This is a genomic window from Arthrobacter zhaoxinii (genome assembly GCF_024385505.1).
Classification (GTDB): Bacteria; Actinomycetota; Actinomycetes; order Actinomycetales; family Micrococcaceae; genus Arthrobacter_B; species Arthrobacter_B zhaoxinii.
In genome coordinates this window covers 233,569-253,530 of record NZ_JANFLT010000002.1, presented here as the reverse complement: position 1 = coordinate 253,530, position 19,962 = coordinate 233,569, and the positions used below count along the sequence as shown (strand labels likewise).

Here is a 19,962-nt window from a genome sequence, read left to right as displayed (position 1 = left end):
AATTCCGTGAGCACGCACTCCCTCGATCCCGTTCCCGTTCCCGCCGGCGTCACCTTCGGCCCGGGCGGTTCCGTCCTGAGCGGCTTCCCCTCCGTCTCCTTCCTGGAAGCGGACCGGCAGCGGGTGAGTACCGACAGGTCCGGCTTTGTTCCGGAGTCGCTTCCGGACGGCGTGGTGTTCGCCCGTACCGCGGACGACGTCGTCGCCACCCTCCAGCTGGCCACCGAACACCGCATACCCGTGGTTCCCCGGGGAGCCGGCACCGGGCTCGCCGCGGCGTCGTCCTCCCGGGCCGGCGAACTGGTCCTCGACGTTTCGGGCATGAACCGGATCCTGCGCATCGACCCCCGGGAGCAGCTGGCCGTGGTGGAACCCGGGGTGCTGAACGCCGACCTCAACGCGGCGGCGGCGGAGTACGGACTGTTCTACGCACCGGACCCGGCGAGCACCGCCATCTGCAGCATCGGGGGCAACATCGCCACCAACGCCGGCGGTATGCGCTGCGCCAAGTACGGTGTCACCAGGGAATCAGTGCTGGCCCTGCGTGTGATCCTGGCGGACGGCCGGGAACTGCGCACCGGCCGCGAGACCATCAAGGGCGTCAGCGGCTATGACCTCAATGCCCTGATGATCGGTTCGGAAGGAACCCTCGGGGTAGTGGTCGAAGCCACCCTCCGGCTGCGCCCCATGCCGGTGCACACTGCCACGGTGGCAGCGTTCTTCCCGGACGTTACTACTGCCGCCCAGGCCGCCTCCGCCGTCATTGCCGCCCGGATCCAGCCCTCCGTGATGGAGCTGATGGACGGACCCACACTGGAAGCCGTGGATATGGCGATGGGCACCGATTACCGGTCGAAGGGCGGAGCGTTCCTGCTGGTGCAGACGGATGGGTACGGGGCGTTCCTCGAACAGGACGTGGTGATGGACGTCCTGACAACGCTGGGCAGCTGCGAGAAGGCCGTCGACGACGAGCACGCCGCCGCCCTGATCACCGCCCGCCGGGAGGCCATCCCCTCCCTGGAAAAGCTCGGGCGGGTGTCCATCGGCGACATCGGCGTCCCGCGGGGCCGGCTCGCGGAAGTGGTGAGCGGGCTTGAGGAGATTTCCGCACGTACCGGGGTCCGTATCTTTACGATCGCGCATGCCGCGGACGGGAACCTGCACCCCATGATTGTGCTGGATCCGGAGGACTCCGTGACCACCGGTCCGGCCAAAGCGGCGCTGGGGGAGATGTTCCATCTGGCGCACCGGCTGGGCGGCACCCTGACCGGCGAGCACGGGATCGGGCTGCTGAAGCGGGACTGGCTGGAGGAGGAGCTGGGCGGGGTGTCCCTGGAGGTCATGAATACCATCCGCACCGCCCTTGATCCGCTGGGCATCCTCAACCCGGGCAAGGCGCTCTAGCCCCGGGCCGCTGCCGCCGGCCCGGGCCGGCGTGCAACAGTACCGCCCAAGCCGGACGGTACGGCGGTTTCGGTGGCGTCCGCACGGGGCGGCACCTACCCTGTGCAGGATCAATCAGGTGATCATTTCCGTGAGGAGAAGCCATGCGCCGACTGCCCTTAGTGACCGTTGCCGACAAACTGGAAACCACGGGTTGGCTGGACCCCGCAGCCGGTTGGGTGTCGAAGGCGGTGAAGGCCGGTGTGCCCTGGCCTGCCATGAAAGACATCCTGCATGGAGTGCCCCTGGGGCACCCGCTTCATCCGCTGATGATCGTGGTGCCGCTGGGTGCGTGGGTGTCCGCTGCTGTGTTGGACCTGGTGCCGGGCAACGAGCGGGCCGCCCGGACCCTGGTAGGCGTGGGTGTAGCGGCCGCGGGTCCCACCGCGCTCGCAGGCGCCGTCGACTTCTCGCAGCTGGATACCGAACAGCAGCGCACCGGGATTGTGCACCAGGCCGCGAACGTGCTCGCCGTCGGCCTCTACTCCGCCTCCTGGCTGATGCGCGGTAGGGGTCGCACGGGCCTGGGTCGCGTCCTCGCCTTCACCGGCCTCGCAGTCTCCGGTGCGGGCGGTTTCCTGGGCGGCCACCTGTCCTACCGGCAGGGCGCCGGGGTCAACCGCAACGATGACTTCCCCGAGCAGATCCCGGCGGGTTGGCATTCGCTGGGACCCGCGGGGGCATTCGCGTCCGGAATTCCGCAGCCGGCCCGTCTCGGACCGGTGAACCTGATGGTGCTCAAGCGCACCGACGGTGCCGCGGACGGCGCGGTCTCTGTCCTCGTGGACAGCTGCAGCCACCTCGGCGGCCCCCTCCACGACGGCGAGCTGCGGCAGGTGGCGAACGAGCTGTGCATCGTCTGCCCCTGGCACGGCAGCACGTTCTCCGTGGAGTCGGGGGAAGTGGTGCACGGGCCGGCGACAGCCCCGCAGCCGTCCTTTTCCACCCGTATCCGGGACGGTGTGCTGGAGGTAAGCGTTAAACCCTGAACCTGTCCGCTTCGCCACGCAAGGAGACTGCCGTGCGTACAACACATCTGGGAATCAACGGGCCCGAGGTCGGCGTCATCGGGCTGGGCTGTATGGGCATGAGCTACGCCTACGACATGAATGCCGAACGCGACGATGAAACGTCTGTCTCTGTCATCCGCGGAGCGGTCGAGCTGGGAAGCACCCTGATCGACACCGCGGACGTGTACGGCCCCTACACCAACGAGGAACTCGTGGGCCGGGCGCTGAAGGACGGCTACCGGGAACGGGTGGTGCTGTCCACCAAGGTCGGACTGGAGATCAGCAACGAGGCTCCCGCCGCCGGGACGATGCCCGGACTGAAGAAGGACGGCCGCCCCGAGCACATCCGCGCATCCATTGATGCGAGCCTGCGCCGGCTCGGCACCGATCACGTGGATCTGTATATCCTGCACCGGGTGGATCCGGAGGTGCCGCTGGAGGATTCCTGGGGAGCGATGGCACAGGCGGTCACGGACGGCAAGGCCCGCGCCATCGGGCTGTCCGAGGCGAGTGTGGAGCAGATTGAGCTGGCGCAGTCGGTGCATCCGGTGACGGCGGTGCAGTCCGAACTCTCGCTCTGGACCCGGGACCGGCTGTCCGACGTCGTGCCCTACTGCGAGGAGCACGGCATGGCGTTCCTGCCCTTCTCACCGCTGGGCCGCGGGTTCCTCACCGGCCGGTTCACGTCTTTTGACCAGCTGCCGGCTGATGACATGCGCCGGAAGCTCCCGCGCTTCCAGCAGGAGAACATCAAGGCGAACCTGGCCATTGTGCAGCGGGTGCACGACGTCGCCGAAGGGGTGGGCGCGACGCCGGCGCAGGTGGCACTGGCCTGGGTAGTGGCCCAGGGCCGCCGGGTCATTCCGATTCCCGGCACCAAGACGCCGAAGTACCTGCGCGAAAACGTCGCTGCCGGAGACCTGATACTCAGTGACGAGGACCTGGCAATGCTCAATAACGCACCGCAGCCGGAGGGTGCCCGGTACTGACTGAACGCCTGCCGCCAACCGTTTGCACCCAGTGCAATGATGCACGTAGTGTAGGAACGTGCTGACCACCACCCTCCCGGTTGAAGACCGCCGCAAAGCGCTCAAAAGCCGCCACCGGCAGGAAATCGTGGCTGCCGCGGCCGCGCTGATGGACGAGCGCCAGACCACAGACTTCACTGTGGACGAGTTGGCGCAGCGCGCCGACGTTTCCCGCCGCACGGTGTTCAACCACTTCGGCTCCATCAATGACATCGTGTCCGAGGTCTGCAGCGACGTGCTCAGTTCCGCCGTCGCAAGCCTGACCGCCGTCCCTGCGTCCGACGGCCCGGCCGTGCTGGACGAAATTGCCGAGGCCTTCCGCAACGCGGACCTGGTGGGACCCATGGCCTACCTGAACCGCGTGCTCGGAGACGGGGGGCCGGCAGCGACGGCACACCCCATGGCCCTGCGGGCCTTCACCGAGCTCAGCGAACGGCTCTCCTCCGTGATGCTCAGCCGCCACCCCGAGGCCGATAAGCTCAGCGTGCACCTGCTGGTGGGCGCCCTCACCAGCGGACTGGGGGTGCTGTACCACCACTGGCACTGCGCCACCGGTGCCGTTGACACTCCGCAGTCCCGACGCAGCTGGGCCCGGATGCTGGACCAGCTTCTCGACACCGTCCGTACCGGCCATGCCGCCGGACCGGCCGGGCAAGCCTGCCCTAGTTCCGCAGTTTCCCCCAACCATCCCTCTAAAGGACAGACTCTCAATGGCTGAATTCCTCTACCGCCTTGGTGCGGCGGCCGCACGCCGTGCGCGCACCGTCCTGGCGGCGTGGTTCGCTGTGCTCGTGGTGGCCGGTGTGGCCTACACGCTCTTCAGCGGCACCCTCACCACCGCGTTCTCGATTCCCGATACACCCACCACCAAGGTCACCGAGCGGCTGCAGGAAAAACTTCCGCAGGCATCGGGCGGCTCCGGCTCCGTGATGGTTCAGACGGACGACGGCTCCCGCTTCACCGATACCCAGCAGCAGGAAATCTCCGAGTGGGTTAACGAGGCCGGCGAGATTGACGGCGTGGAAAACGTCATCGATCCGTTCGCCACCGAGGCGGAGCGGGCCAAGCAGGGGCAGGAACTGCAGGCGGGCCTGGCGCAGGTTGAGGCAGGCCGCGCCCAGATTGAGGACGGCCGCGCCCAGTTGGAGGCCGGACAGGCCCAGCTCGACGCCGCGCGGGAACAGGCCGAAGCGGCGGGTGCACCCGCCGAAATGATGGCCGGACTGGACGCACAGCAGGCCGAACTGGATGCTAAGCGGGCGGAGCTGGACGCCGGCAGCGAAGAGCTGGAAGCCGGCGCCGTGCAGGCCGAACAGGGCGCAGCCCTGCTGGACATGGCCACGGAAATCCGCACCGTTTCCGAGGACGGAAGCGCCGCCATCCTGAACGTGACCTTCACTGAGTCGCAGATGGAAATTACGCAGGAAACCAAGGATGCCGTGGTGGCCCTCTTCGAGGATGAGCCCATCGACGGGGTCAAGGTGGACTTCTCCGCTGAAATCTCGGCCGCGACTCCGGCGCTCTTCGGCATCGGCGAGGTGGTTGGCCTCGTCATCGCCGGCGTGGTCCTGTTCGTCATGCTGGGCACCCTGATCGCTGCCGGGCTGCCGCTGCTGACCGCGCTGATCGGCGTCGGCATCGGTGCCCTGGGCGGCCTCGCCTTCTCCGGCGTCGTCGAAATGGCCTCCGTAACCCCGGTGCTGGGCCTGATGCTCGGCCTCGCCGTGGGCATCGACTACGCCCTGTTCATCGTGAACCGGCACCGCCGCCAGCTCAAGACCGGCCTCTCCCTGCAGGAGTCCATTGCGCTGGCCAACGGCACCTCGGGCAACGCCGTGGTGTTCGCCGGTGCAACCGTCTTCATTGCACTCCTCGCGCTCAACGTCACGGGAATCCCGTTCCTGGGCCTCATGGGCACCGTGGGTGCAGCCTGTGTTGCCATCGCCGTGCTGGTTGCCGTCACGCTGACCCCGGCCCTGCTGAAGCTCGTGGGCATGCGCATCCTCAGCCGCAAGGAACGCGCGGCCATCACTCCCGCCGGCGGCGCCGACTCCAAGGAGGGCCGCCCGCAGCTCGCGTCGGCCAAGCCCATGTCCTCCGTCCGTGCCGTGGTGACGGTTGTCGGCTCCATTGCCGCGCTGCTGCTGCTGGCCGTGCCGTCGATGGACCTGCGGCTGAACCTGCCCGACGGTTCCGCCGAATCGCACGACACCACCCAGTACCGGGCCTATGCGGCCGTCTCCGAGAAGTTCGGTGAAGGACAGAACGGTCCGCTGCTGCTCGTGGCCGAGCTGCCCGGCGAGCCCAGCGAAGAGGAAGCGCTGGTGGCCCAGAACGAGATTGCCACCGCCATCTTCGAGCAGGACGACGTGGCGGCAGTAGCCCCCATCGGTACCTCCGAAGACCGGAGCGTGGCTGCCTTCCAGGTCATTCCGGAAGAAGGCCCCACGAGCGAATCCACCGAAACACTCGTGAACTCGCTGCGCGGCATGTCCCCGGTTGAGGGCGAGAACGGCGACTACGAGATCGGCGTGGCCGGCTCTGCCAGCGGCAACATCGACATCTCCGAGAAGCTGGGCTCCGCCCTGCCGCTCTACCTCGGCGTGGTGGTGGGACTGTCCCTGCTGATCCTGATCCTGGTGTTCCGGTCCATCTTCGTTCCGGTGATCGCCACTCTCGGCTTCATCCTGTCCTACTTCGCCGCCCTCGGCGGCGTGGTGGCCATCTACCAGTGGGGCTGGCTCGCCGGCATCTTCGGGGTGGAAACCCCCGGCCCGATCCTGAGCTTCCTGCCGACCATCCTGGCGGGCATCCTCTTCGGCCTGGCCATGGACTACATGCTCTTCCTCGGCTCCGGCATGCGGGAGGCTTTCGTCCACGGCGCACCGGCACGCCTCGCCGTCGCCCAGGGCTTCCGCGCCGGACGCTCGGTGGTGGCCGCCGCGGCCATCATCATGGCGTCCGTGTTCGGCGGCTTCATCTTCTCGCACAGCACGATGATCCGGCCGATCGGCTTCGCGCTGGCCTTCGGTGTCCTCGTTGATGCCTTCGTGGTGCGGATGCTGCTGGTCCCGGCCCTGATGCACCTGGCCGGCGACAAGGCCTGGTGGCTGCCGAAGTGGCTGGACAAGATCCTGCCGGATGTCGACGTCGAGGGCGCCTCCCTGGAACGCCGCCACCCGCACGTCGACGAGCAGCACTCAGAAGTGGAGGAACCGGTCCGGAGCTAGTCCGCCCGTTCCCGAAGAACAAAAAACGTGCCGTCCTTCCTTCCGGAAGGGCGGCACGTTTTTCGTTCCCGCGAAGCATGCCCAGAAGGTGGTGGCTTCTTCTGCCGGAGCCTGGAGCAACCTTGTTCCTGCGTGTCAGCAGCAGAAATTCGCGTGACAGCCGGCCTCGCAGCGCCCTAAGCTTCCCGCCATGGCTATCGCACGAGTTCCCAACACTGTCATCGACTGCCCGGACCCCGAGGCACTCGCCACCTTCTACGGCGCCCTCCTGGACTGGAAGGTGTCGGTGGACGACAACGGCTGGGCGGACATCACCGATGTCACCGGCCAGCGCTTCGCCTTCCAGAAGGTGGAAAACTACACGCCGCCGGAATGGCCGGGTCAGGATGTTCCCCAGCAGATGCACATTGACGTCGATGTGGACGATCTGGACGAAGGGGAAGCCGCCGTCCTCGCCCTTGGCGCGACCAAGCACGAGTTCCAGCCGGGGGAGACCTTCCGCGTGTTCCTGGACCCGGCCGGCCACCCCTTCTGTATCTGTGTCGGCTAGCAGGGTGACTGAAGCCCGGCTAAGGTTCCAGCCATGGCTATCGCACGAGTACCCAGCACAGTTATTGACTGCCCGGATCCCGAGGCACTCGCCACCTTCTACGGCGCCCTCCTGGATTGGAAGGTGGACCTGGACGGGTACGACGGCGACTGGACCGAGATTTCCGACGTCACCGGCCAGCGCTTCGCTTTCCAGCGGGTGAAGAACTACACGCCGCCGGTCTGGCCCGGCCAGGATGCTCCCCAGCAAATGCACATCGATGTCGATGTTGACGATCTGGACGAGGGGGAAGCCGCGGTCCTCGCGCTTGGGGCAACCAAACATGAGCACCAGCTGGGAAGGACCTTCCGCGTGTTCCTGGATCCGGCGGGTCATCCCTTCTGCCTCTGCCAGGGCTAGCGGCCGGATAAGCGGAGGCCGGGCGGAATGAGCGGCGGTTAGGCTATGACGCCGTCCTGCACGGCGCTATGAGCGGCAAGCCGGGCGAACGCACCCCCGGCAGCCCGCAGCTCCGCCGGCGTGCCTGCCTCGACAACCCGGCCGGCGTCGAGCACCACCACCTGATCCGCGTTCTCCACGGTGGAGAGCCGGTGCGCGATGGTGAGCGTGGTCCGGCCTGCCGACAACCGCTCCAGGGCGAGCTGCACCTGTGCCTCGGTGGTGTTGTCCAGCGCCGAAGTGGCCTCGTCCAGCACCAGCACCGGCGGATTGCGCAGGATGGTGCGGGCAATGGCCAGGCGCTGCTGCTCGCCGCCGGAGAAGCGGTGGCCGCGCGCACCCACCAGAGTGTCCAGGCCCTCGGGCAGGGCACCGACGGTGTCGGCCATCTGTGCCGCGGCCAGGGCGGACCAGAGCTGCTCGTCGCTCGCCTGCGGATCGGCCAGCAGCAGGTTCTCGCGGATGGAGGCATGAATCAGATACGTCTCCTGCGAGACGACGCCGACAATCCGGACCAGGTCCTCCGGCGCCAGATTACGTACATCCACGCCGTCGATGCTCACACTGCCGGAACCAGTGTCGTTGAGCCGCGGCAACAGGGACGCGAGGGTGCTTTTGCCGGAGCCGGTGGGGCCGACGACGGCGGTGGCCGTCCCGGCGGGCAGCGCCAGGTCGATGCCGTGCAGGACTTCGGTGCCGTCGTCGTACGCGAAGTGCACGTCCTCAAACCGCACGTCGCCGCGCACCGCGCCCGGATCCAGCCGGACCGGATGCGCGGCCGGACGGATCTGCGGCTCGAGGTCCAGGTATTCGAAGATCCGGCTAAAGAACGCCATGGCGGTCACCCACTGCACACCGATGTTCAGCAGACCCATGACCGGCCGGAAAATGCCGGCCTGCAGCCCGGTGAAAGCCACCAGGGTGCCGATGGTCATGTCGCCGCTGGTGGCCGGGAACCCGGCGGCTAGGTAAATGACGGCCGGGATGGCTGCGAAGACAATCTGCATGGTGGCCATCCGCCAGCGGCCGGCGAGCTGGCTCCGCATCTCCAGTCCCACAAGGGTCTCGGAGCGGGCGCGGAACCGCTCGGCGTCGCGCGGAACAGTGCCCAGCGTTTTGGCCAGCCGCACCCCCGAAACGGACAGGCCCTCCTCTACCTGGGTGTGCAGGGCGGCAAGTTCGCGCTGGCGTTCGTCGGTGACGTCGCGGCGAATAATGGCCACGCGGCGGGAAAGCCAGATGGCCGGCGGCAGCACCACCAGCGAGATGAGGGTGAGCCCGGGGGAGAGGGCCACCATGGCGACGGCGGTGGCTACCGCCGTCGTGAGGTTCGAGGCGACTCCAGTGGCGGTGGTGGTGACCACGGACTGCATGCCGGAGATGTCGTGCGTGAGCCGGGACTGCACCTCCCCGCCGCGGGTGCGGGTGAAGAAGCCGAGGGACTGGGCCTGCAAATGGGTAAATAGGCGGACGCGCAGGGTGTGCATTACGCGCTGGCCCATGCCGGTGGCCAGCCAGGTCTGGACGACGCCGATCGCGGCGGTCAGCGCGGCCACCCCCACCATGGATGCGGTGAGGAACAGCAGCAGGCGGGTATTGCCGTGCGGCAGCGCGTCGTCAATCACGGCGCGGACCAGGAACGGCTGGGCGAGGCCGACCACCGACGAGGCGGTGATCAGCAGAACGACGACGGCGATCGTCCCCTTGTGCGGGGCGAACAGGGCGGCGATGCGCCGCAGATGAACCGGATGCCGGGTCAGTTGTTTTTGGTCGGCGGGATTCAGTTTTGCGGGGCCGCGGCCGCCGCCTGATCCTCTACCGCTTCCGGGGCCCTCCGGGGCCGCTTCGGGAATAGCCATGGTTCCTCCTGTGCTGCCGGGAGATGCGAATCGGCAGCTAATGCAGAGGTTACCTCATTATGTGGTTACCTGTGAAATGAGTAGACTGATCTCCATGACGAATGCCCCTGCCGATCCGGCTGCCCTTGGTGACCTGATGCATGCCGCGTTCCGCGGACTGCGGAAACGCTGGATGCAGCAGCTCGCTCCGTATGAGCTGACGCCGCACCAGTTCCGGGCGATGAACGAGGTGGCGCGGGCCGCCGAACAGAACGGTGGCGGGGACGCCGATGTGCCTCCGGGCAGTGAGCCCGGGCTGCGGCTGAAGGAGTTGGCGGAGCGGCTGCGCATTGCGCCGCGTTCCGCCACGGAGGTGGTGGACCAGCTGACCGCCAAGGGCCTGGTGGAGCGCCGGGCGCATCCGACCGACCGGCGGGCTGCCCTGCTGTCACTCACCGGGGCCGGGGAGCGCCTGCGCGAAACAGTCCTGGCGGAGCGGAAACGTGAGGCGGATGAATTTTTTTCCGTCCTGTCGCCCGGAGACCGGGCGGATCTGGCACGGATCCTCGGAAATCTTGGCCGGAACAGGGAGGAATAGGACTCTGTATGACGGTGAAATCTCCTTCATGACGGGAGCCGTATCGGCAGCTGCCCTACGAAAAGGCAAGGATGCTGCCGATTAGCAGTACATGTCATTGCATTGATTTCTTCCGTACCTGCGGCTCTGTTAGATTGCAACGGGGAATCTCTGCGCGTTCGTGCCGCTTTCTCTCTCCGGCAATTTCGCCGGTACTTGAAACAGTCTCGATATAAGGCCTCAACTTCATGCGCAATACGACCGGTACTTCTTCCAATTCCGGGTCTCATCACGGACCCGACGAAGGCAGAAGCAGGATGAATGCGCAGACAGTGATCCGTCGCAACAACGTCCGGGTGCTGGGGCGTGCCGATGGTCCGGTGCTGATGCTTGTGCAGGGTTTCGGCTGCGACCAGGTGATCTGGAATCCGATCCTGCCGGCATTCACGGACACCTACAAGGTGGTGTTGTTTGACCACGTAGGAACCGGCGGTGCCGATCCTGAGGCTTATGACCCGGCCAAGTATGCCGTCCTCGAAGGCTATGCGGCGGACCTGGTGGAAATTCTGGATGCTCTGGACCTGGAGCAGGCCATCATTGTGGGGCACAGCATCGCCGGCGCGATGGCAGTGGCCGCCTCGGTGCAGACTCCACGGATTGCACGCCTCGTTCTGCTTTGCACCGCGCCCTGCTACGTCAGCGACGACGGATATGCCGGTGGGTTCTCGGAGGAGGATATCCAGGGAGTGATGGATGCCGTGGAGGCAAACTATCCGCTCTGGGCACGGATGGTGGCTCCGGGAATAGCGGGCCCGGACGCCGGCCCGGAGGGTGAAGCTGCCATGGCCGAGCAGATGTGCCGGCTACACCCGGAATACGTGCGGGATTTCCTGCGGATGACCTTTGCCACGGACATCCGGCACCTGCTGCCCCAGGTGTCGGTCCCGGCCCTGATTCTGCAGTCCCGGGCCGACCCGCTTACTCCTGAAGCGGCGGGGTTGTACCTTCACCGGTTCCTTCCCGGCAGTACGCTGGCGGAGCTGAACGTCCGCGGAAGCATGCCGCACGTCATTTCCCCCCGCGAGACGGTTGAGGCCATCCTCCAACACCTACCGGTGGTTCGCTCATGACCGGCGCCGGTACCGGCCGGGGAGCGAACCAACCGCAGCCGCATGGAAGCGCCTACGAGGAGCACTTCCACGCGGCGCCTTCCGGACACCTCGTCCTGGCCGCGGATGGAACCATCCTGGAGGTCAACCAGACCCTTGCCGCCTGGACCGGGCGTTCCCGGGACGCACTGCTCGGCAGCAACGTCACCGACCTGATGCCCGTGGGTGACCGGGTGGTTTTTGCCTCCTATGCGGTGTCCCAGCTGGCCGTGTCCGGGTGCTTCAACGAAATGGCCGCGGAGCTGCTGTCGGTGAACGGGGAGCCGGTTCCGGTACTCCTGTCCGGTGTCCGTTCCGAAGACAGCGACGGCACCTCGGTGGACCGGATCGCAGCCTTCAAGGCCGCCAAACGCACCCTCTACGAGCGTGAGCTCGTGGAGGCACTGCGGAAGGCCGAAGCGGCCGAAGCTGCCCGTGCCGTGGCAGTGGAGGAACTCCGGGAAAAGCAGCAAGCCATCGTGGAGAAGGACCGCATCCTGCAGGCAAACCTGCTCGAGAGCAGGGAACGTGAGGCATTGCTGGAATCCGTGCTGGACGCCGCCAACGTCGGCCTGCTGGTAGTGGATTCACAGGGCAACACCCTGCTGGCCAACTCCCATCTGCTCTCGAGCTGGCGCCGGACCGTCGGACCCATCCCCCTCGCAGGGGTAGGGCCGCAGATTTATGGTCCGGACCGGACGACGCCTGTCCCCGAGACTGAGCACCCCATTCGGCGGGCCGCCGCCGGCGAGTCATTCTCGGACCAGCTGGTGTGGTTCGGTACAGGTGAACACGAGCTGGCCCTCAACGTGTCCGCGCGGCCCATCAAAACCGAGGGATCCTTCCCCGGATCCGTGCTTGCCTTCAGCGATGTCACCAAGCTGGTCCGTGCCGGGGCGGCGCAGGATGAGTTTGTGGCCAGCGTGTCCCACGAGCTGCGGACCCCGCTGACCTCGATCATGGGGTACCTCGACCTTGCCCTGGACGAGGACGGCCTGCCCCCGCAGGTGGAGTCGGCCCTGAACGTCGCGCTGCGTAACTCGGAGCGGCTGCTGGCTTTGGTGTCCGATCTGCTGTCGGTGGCGTCCGGTGCCACAAAAATGGACCGCCGTCCGATGGATCTGGCTGAGATTGTGCGGGCCGGGGTGGAGTCAGTGGAACCGAAGGCGGATGCCGGCCGGGTGGAGCTGGTATCGGACATCCCGGCTTCCCTGACCGCGGACGTGGATCCGCAGCGTATGAGCCAGGTGGTGGATAACCTGCTCTCCAATGCCGTGAAGTATTCCCCCGACGGCGGAACGGTGACCGTGCGGCTGTGGCAGGACGAGCAGGCAGTCCATCTCCGGGTGGCGGATACCGGGATTGGAATGAGCATTGCGGAGCAGGAAAAGGTCTTCACCAAGTTCTTCCGTGCCCGCCGTGCCGTCGCCTCAGCGGTCCCCGGCGTGGGGCTGGGACTGGTCATCACCAAGAACATCGTGGAGGCGCACGGCGGGAAGCTGAGCTTCATCAGCAGCCCGGGGCAGGGGAGCGAGTTCACGGTGTCCCTGCCCCTGAACGCGGTAAACGCTGAGGAAATCAGTCCCGCTCGTTGAGCTTGTGCAGCAGGTCAGAGAGGTTCCGAAGCTCGGCCGGGGTCCAGCTCCGCAGCCGGGCGCGCAGCTTGGACCGTTTGGTTGTATTCGCTCCTTCGAAGCGGGCCCGGCCTTCGGCGGTCAGATCCAGCAGCTGGACCCGTCCGTCCGCGGGATCGGTCCGGCGGACCACCAGGCCCAGGGCCTCCAGCTGAGACACCGTTCGGCTGAGCAGTGCCTTGTCCACGTGAAGGGTTTCGACAACACTGCCCTGCTGGCATTCCCCACCGCGGTACAGGGTCATCAGGACCGTGAAACCCAGCGGCTGCAGGGCAGGGTGGACGGCTGCCGCGGCGTGCTTAACGGACCGCCGGGCGGCGGCAAGCATCATCGAGAACTGGTGTTCCACCTCCAGGACCGAGGACTCGAAGGTGATGTTCTCAGAGTCCCCGGCCGTCGGCGTCGCCACGCTAGCTGTTGTCCTTTCCGGAGGGAACATCCTTTCCGGACGGAACAGCGGGATTCTGCCCGGCGGTGTGCTCGGATACGTGGGCTACCGTTTCCGCGGAGCCGGCAGGGGCCACTGCGGATTCCTCGGCCTGCATCTTCTCGTGCCGGGTCAGGCTGCCCAGCGGCAGGTTCGGCAGGAACAGCACCGCCAGCAGGGTCAGGATCCCCAGCGGCGCCGCGATCATGAAGATGTGCGCCACGGAGGAGCCGTAGACCGATTCCACAATGAAGCGCACCGATTCGGGCAGCGAGTTCACATCCGGGATGGTGCCGGAGGCCAGTGAATCGGCCACTTCCTTGCCCTCCGCACCGAGTGCGCCGATGGCAGCCATCAGCTCGCCCTGTTTCGCGGCCAGCCGGTCCGTCACCTGGGTGGCCAGCACGGCGCCGAGGGCGGAGACACCGACGGTGCCGCCGATGGTGCGGAAGAAGTTGATGCTGGAGCTGGCGACGCCGAGGTCCCGGGTGGGAACGTCGTTCTGCACCACGAGGACCAGGTTCTGCATCACCATGCCCACGCCGGCGCCGAGCAGGAACATGTACACGGAGACCAGCCAGAAGTCGGTGTCGTATTCGATGGTGCCCATCAGGACCAGCCCGACGGTCAGCAGTACGGACCCGACCACCACGTAGGCCTTCCACTTGCCGGTCTTGGTGATCATCCGGCCCACCAGTGTGGAGATGATCAGCAGGCCGGCCATCATCGGGATGGTCATCAACCCGGACATGGTCGCGGAGGCGCCGCGGGCCAGCTGCATGTACTGGGACAGGAAGACGGTGGTGCCGAACATGGCGACTCCGACGGAGAGTGATCCGATCACGGAGAAGGTGAAGGTCCGGTTGCGGAACAGGCTCAGCGGGATCAGCGGCTCCGTAGCTGATCGCTCCACGGCCACAAACGCGGCGAGGCCCAGCAGGGAACCGCCCACCATCCATGCCGTGGCGGCACTGGCCCAGCCGAAGTCGCTGCCCACCAGGGAGACCCAGACGAGCAGGCAGGACACGGATGCCGAAAGCAGCACGATGCCGGCGTAGTCGATCTGGACCTTTCGCTTCTTCAGCGGGGGCAGATGCAGGGTCTTCTGGATCATCACCAGTGCGACGACGGCCAGCGGCACCGCGACGTAGAAGTTCCAGCGCCAGTTGACGGTGTCCGTGATGACACCGCCGATCAGCGGGCCACCCACCGTGGACAGGGCCATCACGGCACCGAACAGGCCCATGTAGCGGCCGCGTTCACGCGGGGAAACAATGTCCGCCATGACAATCTGGGTCAGCGCACCGAGGCCGCCGGCGCCGATGCCCTGGATCACGCGCATGGCGATCAGCCAGTCGGTGTTGTGGGCGAAACCTGCCGCGGCACTGGCCACGATGAAGATGATCAAGGCCAGCTGGATCAGGACCTTGCGGTTGAGCAGGTCAGCGAGCTTGCCCCAGACCGGGGTGGAGACCGCGGTGGCCAGCAGGGTGGCGGTAACCACCCAGGTGAAGGCTGCCTGGTCGCCGTCGAGATCGGAAATGATCACCGGCAGCGAGGTGCTGACCACCGTGTTGGCCAGCATCGAGACGAACATGCCCAGCAGCAGGCCGGTCAGAGCCTGGAGGACGGCGCGGTGCTTGCGTTTGGCCTCGGCGCGCGCCTCGGCTCGCGTTGAGGGGGAAGCGCCCTCCCGGGCAGGGGAAACGGACATGCGCACTCCAAAAAGCTGGGAAAAGTTGATCTATATCAACGTTAGGTCCGGCTTTTTCGCCGCCCTGCCGATATGCGCCTGCTGGTGACCGATCTCATGGGGGTACGTGACGAGACAGTCCTCGGATTGGAGTCGCATGCCGAACCCGGGCACAATGAAAGCAGGCTTACTTTTACTCTCCCAGGGGCTTCGATGAGCGATACGGTGCACGGTCCATCCACCTTCCTGCCGAGCCACCCGGGGCCAGAGCGGCGGTTCCACGTGTCCCGCGATGCGCTGCGGGCCTCGCTCTGGTTCTGGCCCACCAGCGCTTCGCTGGCTGCGGTGCTGCTGGCGCTGCTGCTGCTTCAGGTCCGTCCGGCCGACGACGTCGCGTGGGCACGTTGGATCTGGCCGGCCGGCGTCGACGCGGCGAGCAGCCTGCTGCAGACCGTGGCCACCAGCGTGATGACCGCGGCCACCGTGACGTTCTCCCTGACTGTTGTGGCCCTGCAGCTGGCCTCGCAGCAGTTTTCGCCGCGGCTGCTGCGCGAGTTCGCCCGGGATGCCCGCACTCAGACCATTCTTGGCGTGCTGATGGGAACGTTCATGGTCTCCGTCACCGGCCTGTACGGAATGGAAGTGGACCGGTCCGTCCCGGTCCTGGTGGTGGGCCTGGTCTACGTGCTGGGGATTGCCAGCGGCGTGGTGCTGCTGCTGTTCATCGGGCACATCACCCGGTCCCTGCGGGTGGACACCATGATGCTTAACGCGCATCAGAGCTGCCTGGCGGTGCTGCGCGAAACCTATCCCGACTCCGAGGCCGGCGAGGTACAGGAATTCCCCGTCCCCGACGGCGGCACCGTCGTCCCGGCCCGCCGCAGCGGCATCGTACAGGCGGTGCAGGCCAAGCCGCTGGTCCAGATGCTGCAGCGGCACGGGCTGACTCTGCGGATCGAGGTGCAGCCGGGCGATCACGTGACCTTCGGGACGCCGGTGGCCCGGGTGTGGAGCGACAGCGGCGGCGTTGTCCCGCTGGGTGCGGTACGGGCTTCCCTGGCCGAGGCACTGGAGATCGGTTATGAGCGGACGCCGGAGCAGGACGCCGCTCTCGGGCTGCGGCAGCTGACGGATATTGCGGTCAAGGCCATTTCCCCCAGCATCAACGATCCGATCACCGCTGCGCATGCGTTGGGGTACTGCGCGGATCTGTTGGTCGACATCTCCCGCCGCCGGCTCGGCCCGGAGGGGGAGGCGGACTCCGCCGGTGTGCTGCGGCTGGTCACTGCAGGCCGGGACTACCGGTACTTCATGGACCTGGTCTGCGGTCCCGTGCGGCGCTTCGCGCACTCGGAGCCGGTTGTGCTGTCCGGGCTCCTGCGGCTGCTGCGTGACTGCGCGGCCAACGCCGTCAATGACGACCAGCGTGAGGAGATCCGCCGGCAGTCCTCGCTGGTATTGGAGAGCACTTCCCGGGATCTGGCCGTGGCCGATGAGCAGGAGGTCCGGGACATGGCCCGCCGGGTCGAGGAAGCGCTGGCCGGGGACCTGCGGTCCGCCTTCACGGACCGGGCGGGGGAGACCCGGTCGGTTTAGGGCAGCGGAACGGACAGTTTCCTGATCATCGGCCCATCGGCCCATCGGCCCATCGGCCCATCGGCCCACCGGCCGGCGCACCGCGGTGCTTAGCGGGTGGCGGGCAGTTGGCTGATGGCCGACTGGGCCGTGGGCTCGGACGCGGCTTTGTTCCAAGGCATCTTCGACAGGGCCTGGCCCATGGCGCAGGTGTTGGTCGCGGCGGAGAACGTGAGCCCGGCGCCGATCGCTCCGGCCAGCAGGCGCATCTTCGGCGACACGAGCCGACCGCCGGCCAGCCCTGCCACCACGAGGGAGCCTGCGGCCATCCGGACCTGGCGTTCCAGCGACCATCGCTGGGCGCCGCGGACGACGCTGCCGCCGGCGGCAGCGAATGCGGGCACACCGCCGGCGAGTACCTGGGCGTCAACGCCGGCACCGGCGAGGCGCTCACGGGCCTGCTCGGCGCGGATGCCCGACTGGCAGGCCAGCACCACGCGGCTGCCGAGGCGCTCAGCCAAGTCCGCGGTGTGCCCGCTCAGCAGCGGCAGCGGGACGTTGTAAGAGCCGCGGATGTGCAGGGTTTCGAACTCGGCGGCGGAACGGACGTCGAGGACTACTAGGTCCTCATCCCGGGTGATGAGGTTCTGCAGTGCGGCGGCGTCAAGGGCGGTGGTGGTAGAAGACATGGAATGGCTCATTTCTGTAGATGAAGATTTGGGAGGTTGATTTCCCGGGCGGTGAAACGGCTGCTGTCGGGAAACCGTGCGCGCCCGGAAGCCAGTGAGGGCAGGGTTTACCCCAGGGGGCTGCCGGGCTGCATCCCGTGCCTGATGGTCAGGATCGCTTCGGGCGTCACCGCGATACCGGCGAAATCCTGCAGCGCCAGGCAGACCTCTTTGCTGCGCACCCGGCGGTCGGCGAGATCCGTAGCGTCCTTCACGGCCTGCTCACGTTCGTCCGCACCGTAGCAGTAGGCAGTGTCCTCGACAGGGGAGTTGGCGTTGCAGTTCGCCAGAATGGTGGTGCCGCGCTCACCGTCTACCCTGGAATCGATGATCTCGTAGTACGGTTCCCCGATCTTCTTCCAGACGGTGCCTGCAATAACGAGGAACTGGTCTGCGGCGCGGCGGGCGGCCTCCTCTGCCGCTGATTGGTCCTTCGTCCGGGAGAGTCCGTGGAGATGGGCGGAAAGGTCTATGACCTCCCGTGCGTTCTGGCCCAGGCTAACGAACCAGTCTCCGCCCCTGATTCGGAGCGATTCGCCGGAGTATTCGCTTCCCGGCTCATAGACGCCGGCGACCGGAGCTTCGGAGATGTCCACGGATTCCACGTCCATGCCGGTTTTGAAGACGGCATCCGGCCGCTGCCAGGGCATTAGCTTTTTCCGTTGAATACTGACGCTGAGATTGACGGTGGTCATACTTCCTCTATTTCCGTGTGGGGCAGGTATCCGTACATTGTCTCCGAGAGTCCCTGCCGGGAATGCCCGGACCATGCAAACGGTGCGGTTCGGCGGTTCGCCTCCGGCCACCGGGCGCGGCTGTGGCAGGCTGTCGCCATGGAAACCAGCACCGGCATTCCCCCATGGCCTTCGGTCGAGCCGCAGTATGCCAACGTGAGGCTGCGCGCGTTCCGGGACACCGACGTCGGGATGGCCATGGAGCTGGCCCGGGACAAGTACGTCCCCACGGTAGGAAGCCTTCTGGCGCGGGCGACCCACGGGCAGGCCTTGGAGTGGCTGGAACGGCAGCGGCAGCGGCACGCCGAGGGAACAGGCTTTTCCTTTGCGGTGGCCGACGCCGGCACGGACCGGTGCGTGGGGCAGATCGGACTCTGGGGGTGGGAGCTGCAGCACGGCCGTGCCCAGGCCGGCTACGGCATCATGCCGACCGCCCGCGGCCACCGGTTTGCCGCCCACGCCCTGCGGGCACTGCTGGACTTCGCCTGGAGTATTCCGGAACTGCACCGCGTGGAGGCGTACATCGAGCCGTGGAATACCGCCTCGATCCGGACCGCCGAGCTGGCCGGCTTTGAACGGGAGGGCTTGCTGCGGAGTTACATGGAAATCTCCGGGCAGCGCAGGGACCTGTTCATTTACGCGGCGGTGCGGGACCGCAGGGAGTAACCGGCGCCGGGACGGAGCGGGTGCAATCAATCCCCCGTAAAGAGCCCGGGACCCCCATCCGTTGACGCGCTCCGCCGCACAAGCGGACAGTAGAAGCATGCCAGGCATCGCCGCACCCCTCTGGGACAGGCTGACCGAGACCGTCCAATCGGGCTGGTGCCCGGGACTGGTGGCAGGCGTTCGGATCAACGGGCAGACCGAAATTTTCGCCGCCGGGTCGCTGGGACTCGACCGGTCCGAACCGATGGCCGAGGACACCCCGTTCCGCATTTCCTCACTGAGTAAGCTGATCGGCGGCGCCCTGGCCATGAGTCTGGTGGCCGACGGTACGCTCGGGCTGGATGACGACGCCGGCCGCTGGCTGCCGGGACTCGCGAACCTGCGGGTGCTGGCCACCCCTGACGCGCCTTTGACGCTGACGGTCCCGGCCCGCGGCCCCGTCACGGTGCGCCACCTGCTGACCTTCACCGCCGGGCTCGGCGTCGACCTCGAACCGACCCCCTATGTGGCGGCAACCCAGGATTTCCTCTGGGGTCCCAACCCGCCGGACATGACTCCCGAGGAGTATCTGACCCGGCTCGGCAGCCTGCCGCTGGCCTATCAGCCCGGGGAGCGCTGGATGTACCACTCCAGCGCGGACGTGCTTTCCGTCCTGCTCGCGGCAGCTGCCGTCACGCCCCTGGACCAGCTGGTGCAGGAACGGATCAGCGAACCGTTCGGGCTGATCGGCACGGGGTTCCCCACTGGCACCGAACATTTCCCCGTGGTGTATGCAGCGAACGACGACGGCGGGCTGTTCGAGGCGGTGTCCTACCGGGACGCACTGGCCGGCCCGCCGAAGTTCGCGTCCCTGGGCGGCGGCCTGGTCTCCACCGTGCCGGACTTCCTGCGCTTCCTCGCCGGGCTCGCGGATGACACGGTGCTGCCCGCCGAGCTGCGGCGCGAAATGACCGCGGATCAGCTGACCTCGCCGCAGCAGGTCGGTGTGGCTGAAGTGGCCGGCCCGGACGAGTCCTGGGGATTCATGACCGCCGTGCAGACCGGACGCGGGGCGGCTTGGTCCGAGCCGGGCATGGGGGGCTGGGCCGGCGGATCCGGGACCAGCGCCGCCGTCTATCCCAACGGGGACATCGGCGTCGTCTTCACCCAGCGGTTCCTGAGCAGCCCGCAGGAGCATTTCGATTACTTCTGGAAACCGTTCGGGGAGGTGCGGGGGAATCTGTAATCCGCGCCGCCTGGCGCC

At 67.0% G+C, this 19,962-nt stretch carries 18 protein-coding genes; 13 read left to right on the top strand and 5 right to left on the bottom strand.

The features are described from left to right. Window positions 1-6: 6 nt before the first annotated feature. The 7 genes from NNX37_RS04740 to NNX37_RS04710 all read left to right on the top strand — a co-directional run bounded on the left by NNX37_RS04740 (window position 7) and on the right by NNX37_RS04710 (window position 7,660). Window positions 7-1,404, top strand: a complete 1,398-nt coding sequence (locus tag NNX37_RS04740; protein ID WP_308206302.1) for an FAD-binding oxidoreductase — start codon at window positions 7-9, stop codon at window positions 1,402-1,404. A gap of 143 nt (window positions 1,405-1,547) precedes the next feature. Then, window positions 1,548-2,432 (top strand): DUF2231 domain-containing protein, encoded by an 885-nt coding sequence (locus NNX37_RS04735; RefSeq protein ID WP_255791154.1) that lies wholly within the window; start codon window positions 1,548-1,550, stop codon window positions 2,430-2,432. Between the two features lie 32 nt (window positions 2,433-2,464). Then, window positions 2,465-3,442, top strand: coding sequence for an aldo/keto reductase (locus tag NNX37_RS04730; protein ID WP_255791153.1), 978 nt, complete (start codon window positions 2,465-2,467; stop codon window positions 3,440-3,442). Between the two features lie 58 nt (window positions 3,443-3,500). Continuing rightward, a complete protein-coding gene (locus tag NNX37_RS04725) occupies window positions 3,501-4,199 on the top strand; it encodes a TetR/AcrR family transcriptional regulator (RefSeq protein ID WP_255791152.1) in 699 nt (232 codons plus the stop codon). Next, on the top strand, window positions 4,192-6,711 hold the full coding sequence (locus NNX37_RS04720; RefSeq protein ID WP_255791151.1) for an MMPL family transporter: 2,520 nt from the start codon (window positions 4,192-4,194) through the stop codon (window positions 6,709-6,711). The genes NNX37_RS04725 and NNX37_RS04720 overlap by 8 nt, the downstream gene beginning before the upstream one ends. A 190-nt stretch (window positions 6,712-6,901) precedes the next feature. Next, entirely contained in the window at window positions 6,902-7,261 is a 360-nt protein-coding gene (locus NNX37_RS04715) for a VOC family protein (RefSeq protein WP_255791150.1), read from the top strand. A gap of 33 nt (window positions 7,262-7,294) precedes the next feature. Next, window positions 7,295-7,660: a VOC family protein gene (locus NNX37_RS04710; RefSeq protein WP_255791149.1), complete on the top strand. Its 366-nt coding sequence runs from the start codon at window positions 7,295-7,297 to the stop codon at window positions 7,658-7,660. Window positions 7,661-7,698: 38 nt separating this feature from the next. Here NNX37_RS04710 and NNX37_RS04705 read toward each other — a convergent pair whose 3' ends face one another. Next, window positions 7,699-9,558, bottom strand: coding sequence for an ABC transporter ATP-binding protein (locus tag NNX37_RS04705; RefSeq protein WP_255791148.1), 1,860 nt, complete (start codon window positions 9,556-9,558; stop codon window positions 7,699-7,701). Window positions 9,559-9,652: 94 nt separating this feature from the next. On the opposite strand from NNX37_RS04705, the gene NNX37_RS04700 reads away from it, so the two are divergent. The 3 genes from NNX37_RS04700 (at window position 9,653) to NNX37_RS04690 (ending at window position 12,857) form a co-directional block, all read left to right on the top strand. After that, entirely contained in the window at window positions 9,653-10,135 is a 483-nt protein-coding gene (locus NNX37_RS04700; RefSeq protein ID WP_255791147.1) for a MarR family winged helix-turn-helix transcriptional regulator, read from the top strand. Window positions 10,136-10,431: 296 nt separating this feature from the next. After that, on the top strand, window positions 10,432-11,244 hold the full coding sequence (locus tag NNX37_RS04695) for an alpha/beta fold hydrolase (RefSeq protein ID WP_255791146.1): 813 nt from the start codon (window positions 10,432-10,434) through the stop codon (window positions 11,242-11,244). Next, the gene (locus tag NNX37_RS04690; RefSeq protein WP_255791144.1) at window positions 11,241-12,857 is read left to right on the top strand and encodes a PAS domain-containing sensor histidine kinase; all 1,617 of its coding nucleotides are present in this window, start codon (window positions 11,241-11,243) and stop codon (window positions 12,855-12,857) included. The genes NNX37_RS04695 and NNX37_RS04690 overlap by 4 nt, the downstream gene beginning before the upstream one ends. Here the strand turns inward: NNX37_RS04690 and NNX37_RS16480 are convergent. Beyond that, window positions 12,841-13,305 carry a MarR family winged helix-turn-helix transcriptional regulator gene (locus tag NNX37_RS16480; protein ID WP_255791143.1) on the bottom strand — a complete coding sequence of 155 codons (465 nt, stop codon included), beginning with the start codon at window positions 13,303-13,305 and terminating at the stop codon, window positions 12,841-12,843. The genes NNX37_RS04690 and NNX37_RS16480 overlap by 17 nt on opposite strands. 1 nt (window position 13,306) lies before the next feature. After that, window positions 13,307-15,037 carry an MDR family MFS transporter gene (locus tag NNX37_RS04680; protein WP_255791142.1) on the bottom strand — a complete coding sequence of 577 codons (1,731 nt, stop codon included), beginning with the start codon at window positions 15,035-15,037 and terminating at the stop codon, window positions 13,307-13,309. A gap of 192 nt (window positions 15,038-15,229) precedes the next feature. Here NNX37_RS04680 and NNX37_RS04675 point away from each other — a divergent pair, with 192 nt between their 5' ends. Further along, the gene (locus NNX37_RS04675; protein ID WP_255791141.1) at window positions 15,230-16,612 is read left to right on the top strand and encodes a DUF2254 domain-containing protein; all 1,383 of its coding nucleotides are present in this window, start codon (window positions 15,230-15,232) and stop codon (window positions 16,610-16,612) included. Window positions 16,613-16,701: 89 nt separating this feature from the next. Here NNX37_RS04675 and NNX37_RS04670 read toward each other — a convergent pair whose 3' ends face one another. Together NNX37_RS04670 and NNX37_RS04665 are read right to left on the bottom strand one after the other, a co-directional pair. Further along, window positions 16,702-17,280, bottom strand: a complete 579-nt coding sequence (locus NNX37_RS04670; protein ID WP_255791140.1) for a rhodanese-like domain-containing protein — start codon at window positions 17,278-17,280, stop codon at window positions 16,702-16,704. A gap of 107 nt (window positions 17,281-17,387) precedes the next feature. Continuing rightward, entirely contained in the window at window positions 17,388-18,014 is a 627-nt protein-coding gene (locus NNX37_RS04665; RefSeq protein ID WP_255791138.1) for a hypothetical protein, read from the bottom strand. A 138-nt stretch (window positions 18,015-18,152) separates the two neighbouring features. On the opposite strand from NNX37_RS04665, the gene NNX37_RS04660 reads away from it, so the two are divergent. After that, complete coding sequence (locus NNX37_RS04660) at window positions 18,153-18,719, top strand: GNAT family N-acetyltransferase (protein ID WP_255791137.1); 567 nt, start codon at window positions 18,153-18,155, stop codon at window positions 18,717-18,719. Between the two features lie 97 nt (window positions 18,720-18,816). Continuing rightward, entirely contained in the window at window positions 18,817-19,944 is a 1,128-nt protein-coding gene (locus NNX37_RS04655) for a serine hydrolase domain-containing protein (protein ID WP_255791136.1), read from the top strand. Window positions 19,945-19,962 lie beyond the last annotated feature (18 nt).

Coding starts and splice junctions, on each gene's coding strand:
- NNX37_RS04735 (WP_255791154.1), top strand. CDS start 1,548: ATGCGCCGACTGCCCTTAGTGACCGTTGCCGACAAACTGGAAACCACG.
- NNX37_RS04720 (WP_255791151.1), top strand. CDS start 4,192: ATGGCTGAATTCCTCTACCGCCTTGGTGCGGCGGCCGCACGCCGTGCG.
- NNX37_RS04715 (WP_255791150.1), top strand. CDS start 6,902: ATGGCTATCGCACGAGTTCCCAACACTGTCATCGACTGCCCGGACCCC.
- NNX37_RS04710 (WP_255791149.1), top strand. CDS start 7,295: ATGGCTATCGCACGAGTACCCAGCACAGTTATTGACTGCCCGGATCCC.
- NNX37_RS04705 (WP_255791148.1), bottom strand. CDS start 9,558: ATGGCTATTCCCGAAGCGGCCCCGGAGGGCCCCGGAAGCGGTAGAGGA.
- NNX37_RS04700 (WP_255791147.1), top strand. CDS start 9,653: ATGACGAATGCCCCTGCCGATCCGGCTGCCCTTGGTGACCTGATGCAT.
- NNX37_RS04695 (WP_255791146.1), top strand. CDS start 10,432: ATGAATGCGCAGACAGTGATCCGTCGCAACAACGTCCGGGTGCTGGGG.
- NNX37_RS04690 (WP_255791144.1), top strand. CDS start 11,241: ATGACCGGCGCCGGTACCGGCCGGGGAGCGAACCAACCGCAGCCGCAT.
- NNX37_RS04680 (WP_255791142.1), bottom strand. CDS start 15,037: ATGTCCGTTTCCCCTGCCCGGGAGGGCGCTTCCCCCTCAACGCGAGCC.
- NNX37_RS04675 (WP_255791141.1), top strand. CDS start 15,230: ATGAGCGATACGGTGCACGGTCCATCCACCTTCCTGCCGAGCCACCCG.
- NNX37_RS04670 (WP_255791140.1), bottom strand. CDS start 17,280: ATGTCTTCTACCACCACCGCCCTTGACGCCGCCGCACTGCAGAACCTC.
- NNX37_RS04665 (WP_255791138.1), bottom strand. CDS start 18,014: ATGACCACCGTCAATCTCAGCGTCAGTATTCAACGGAAAAAGCTAATG.
- NNX37_RS04660 (WP_255791137.1), top strand. CDS start 18,153: ATGGAAACCAGCACCGGCATTCCCCCATGGCCTTCGGTCGAGCCGCAG.
- NNX37_RS04655 (WP_255791136.1), top strand. CDS start 18,817: ATGCCAGGCATCGCCGCACCCCTCTGGGACAGGCTGACCGAGACCGTC.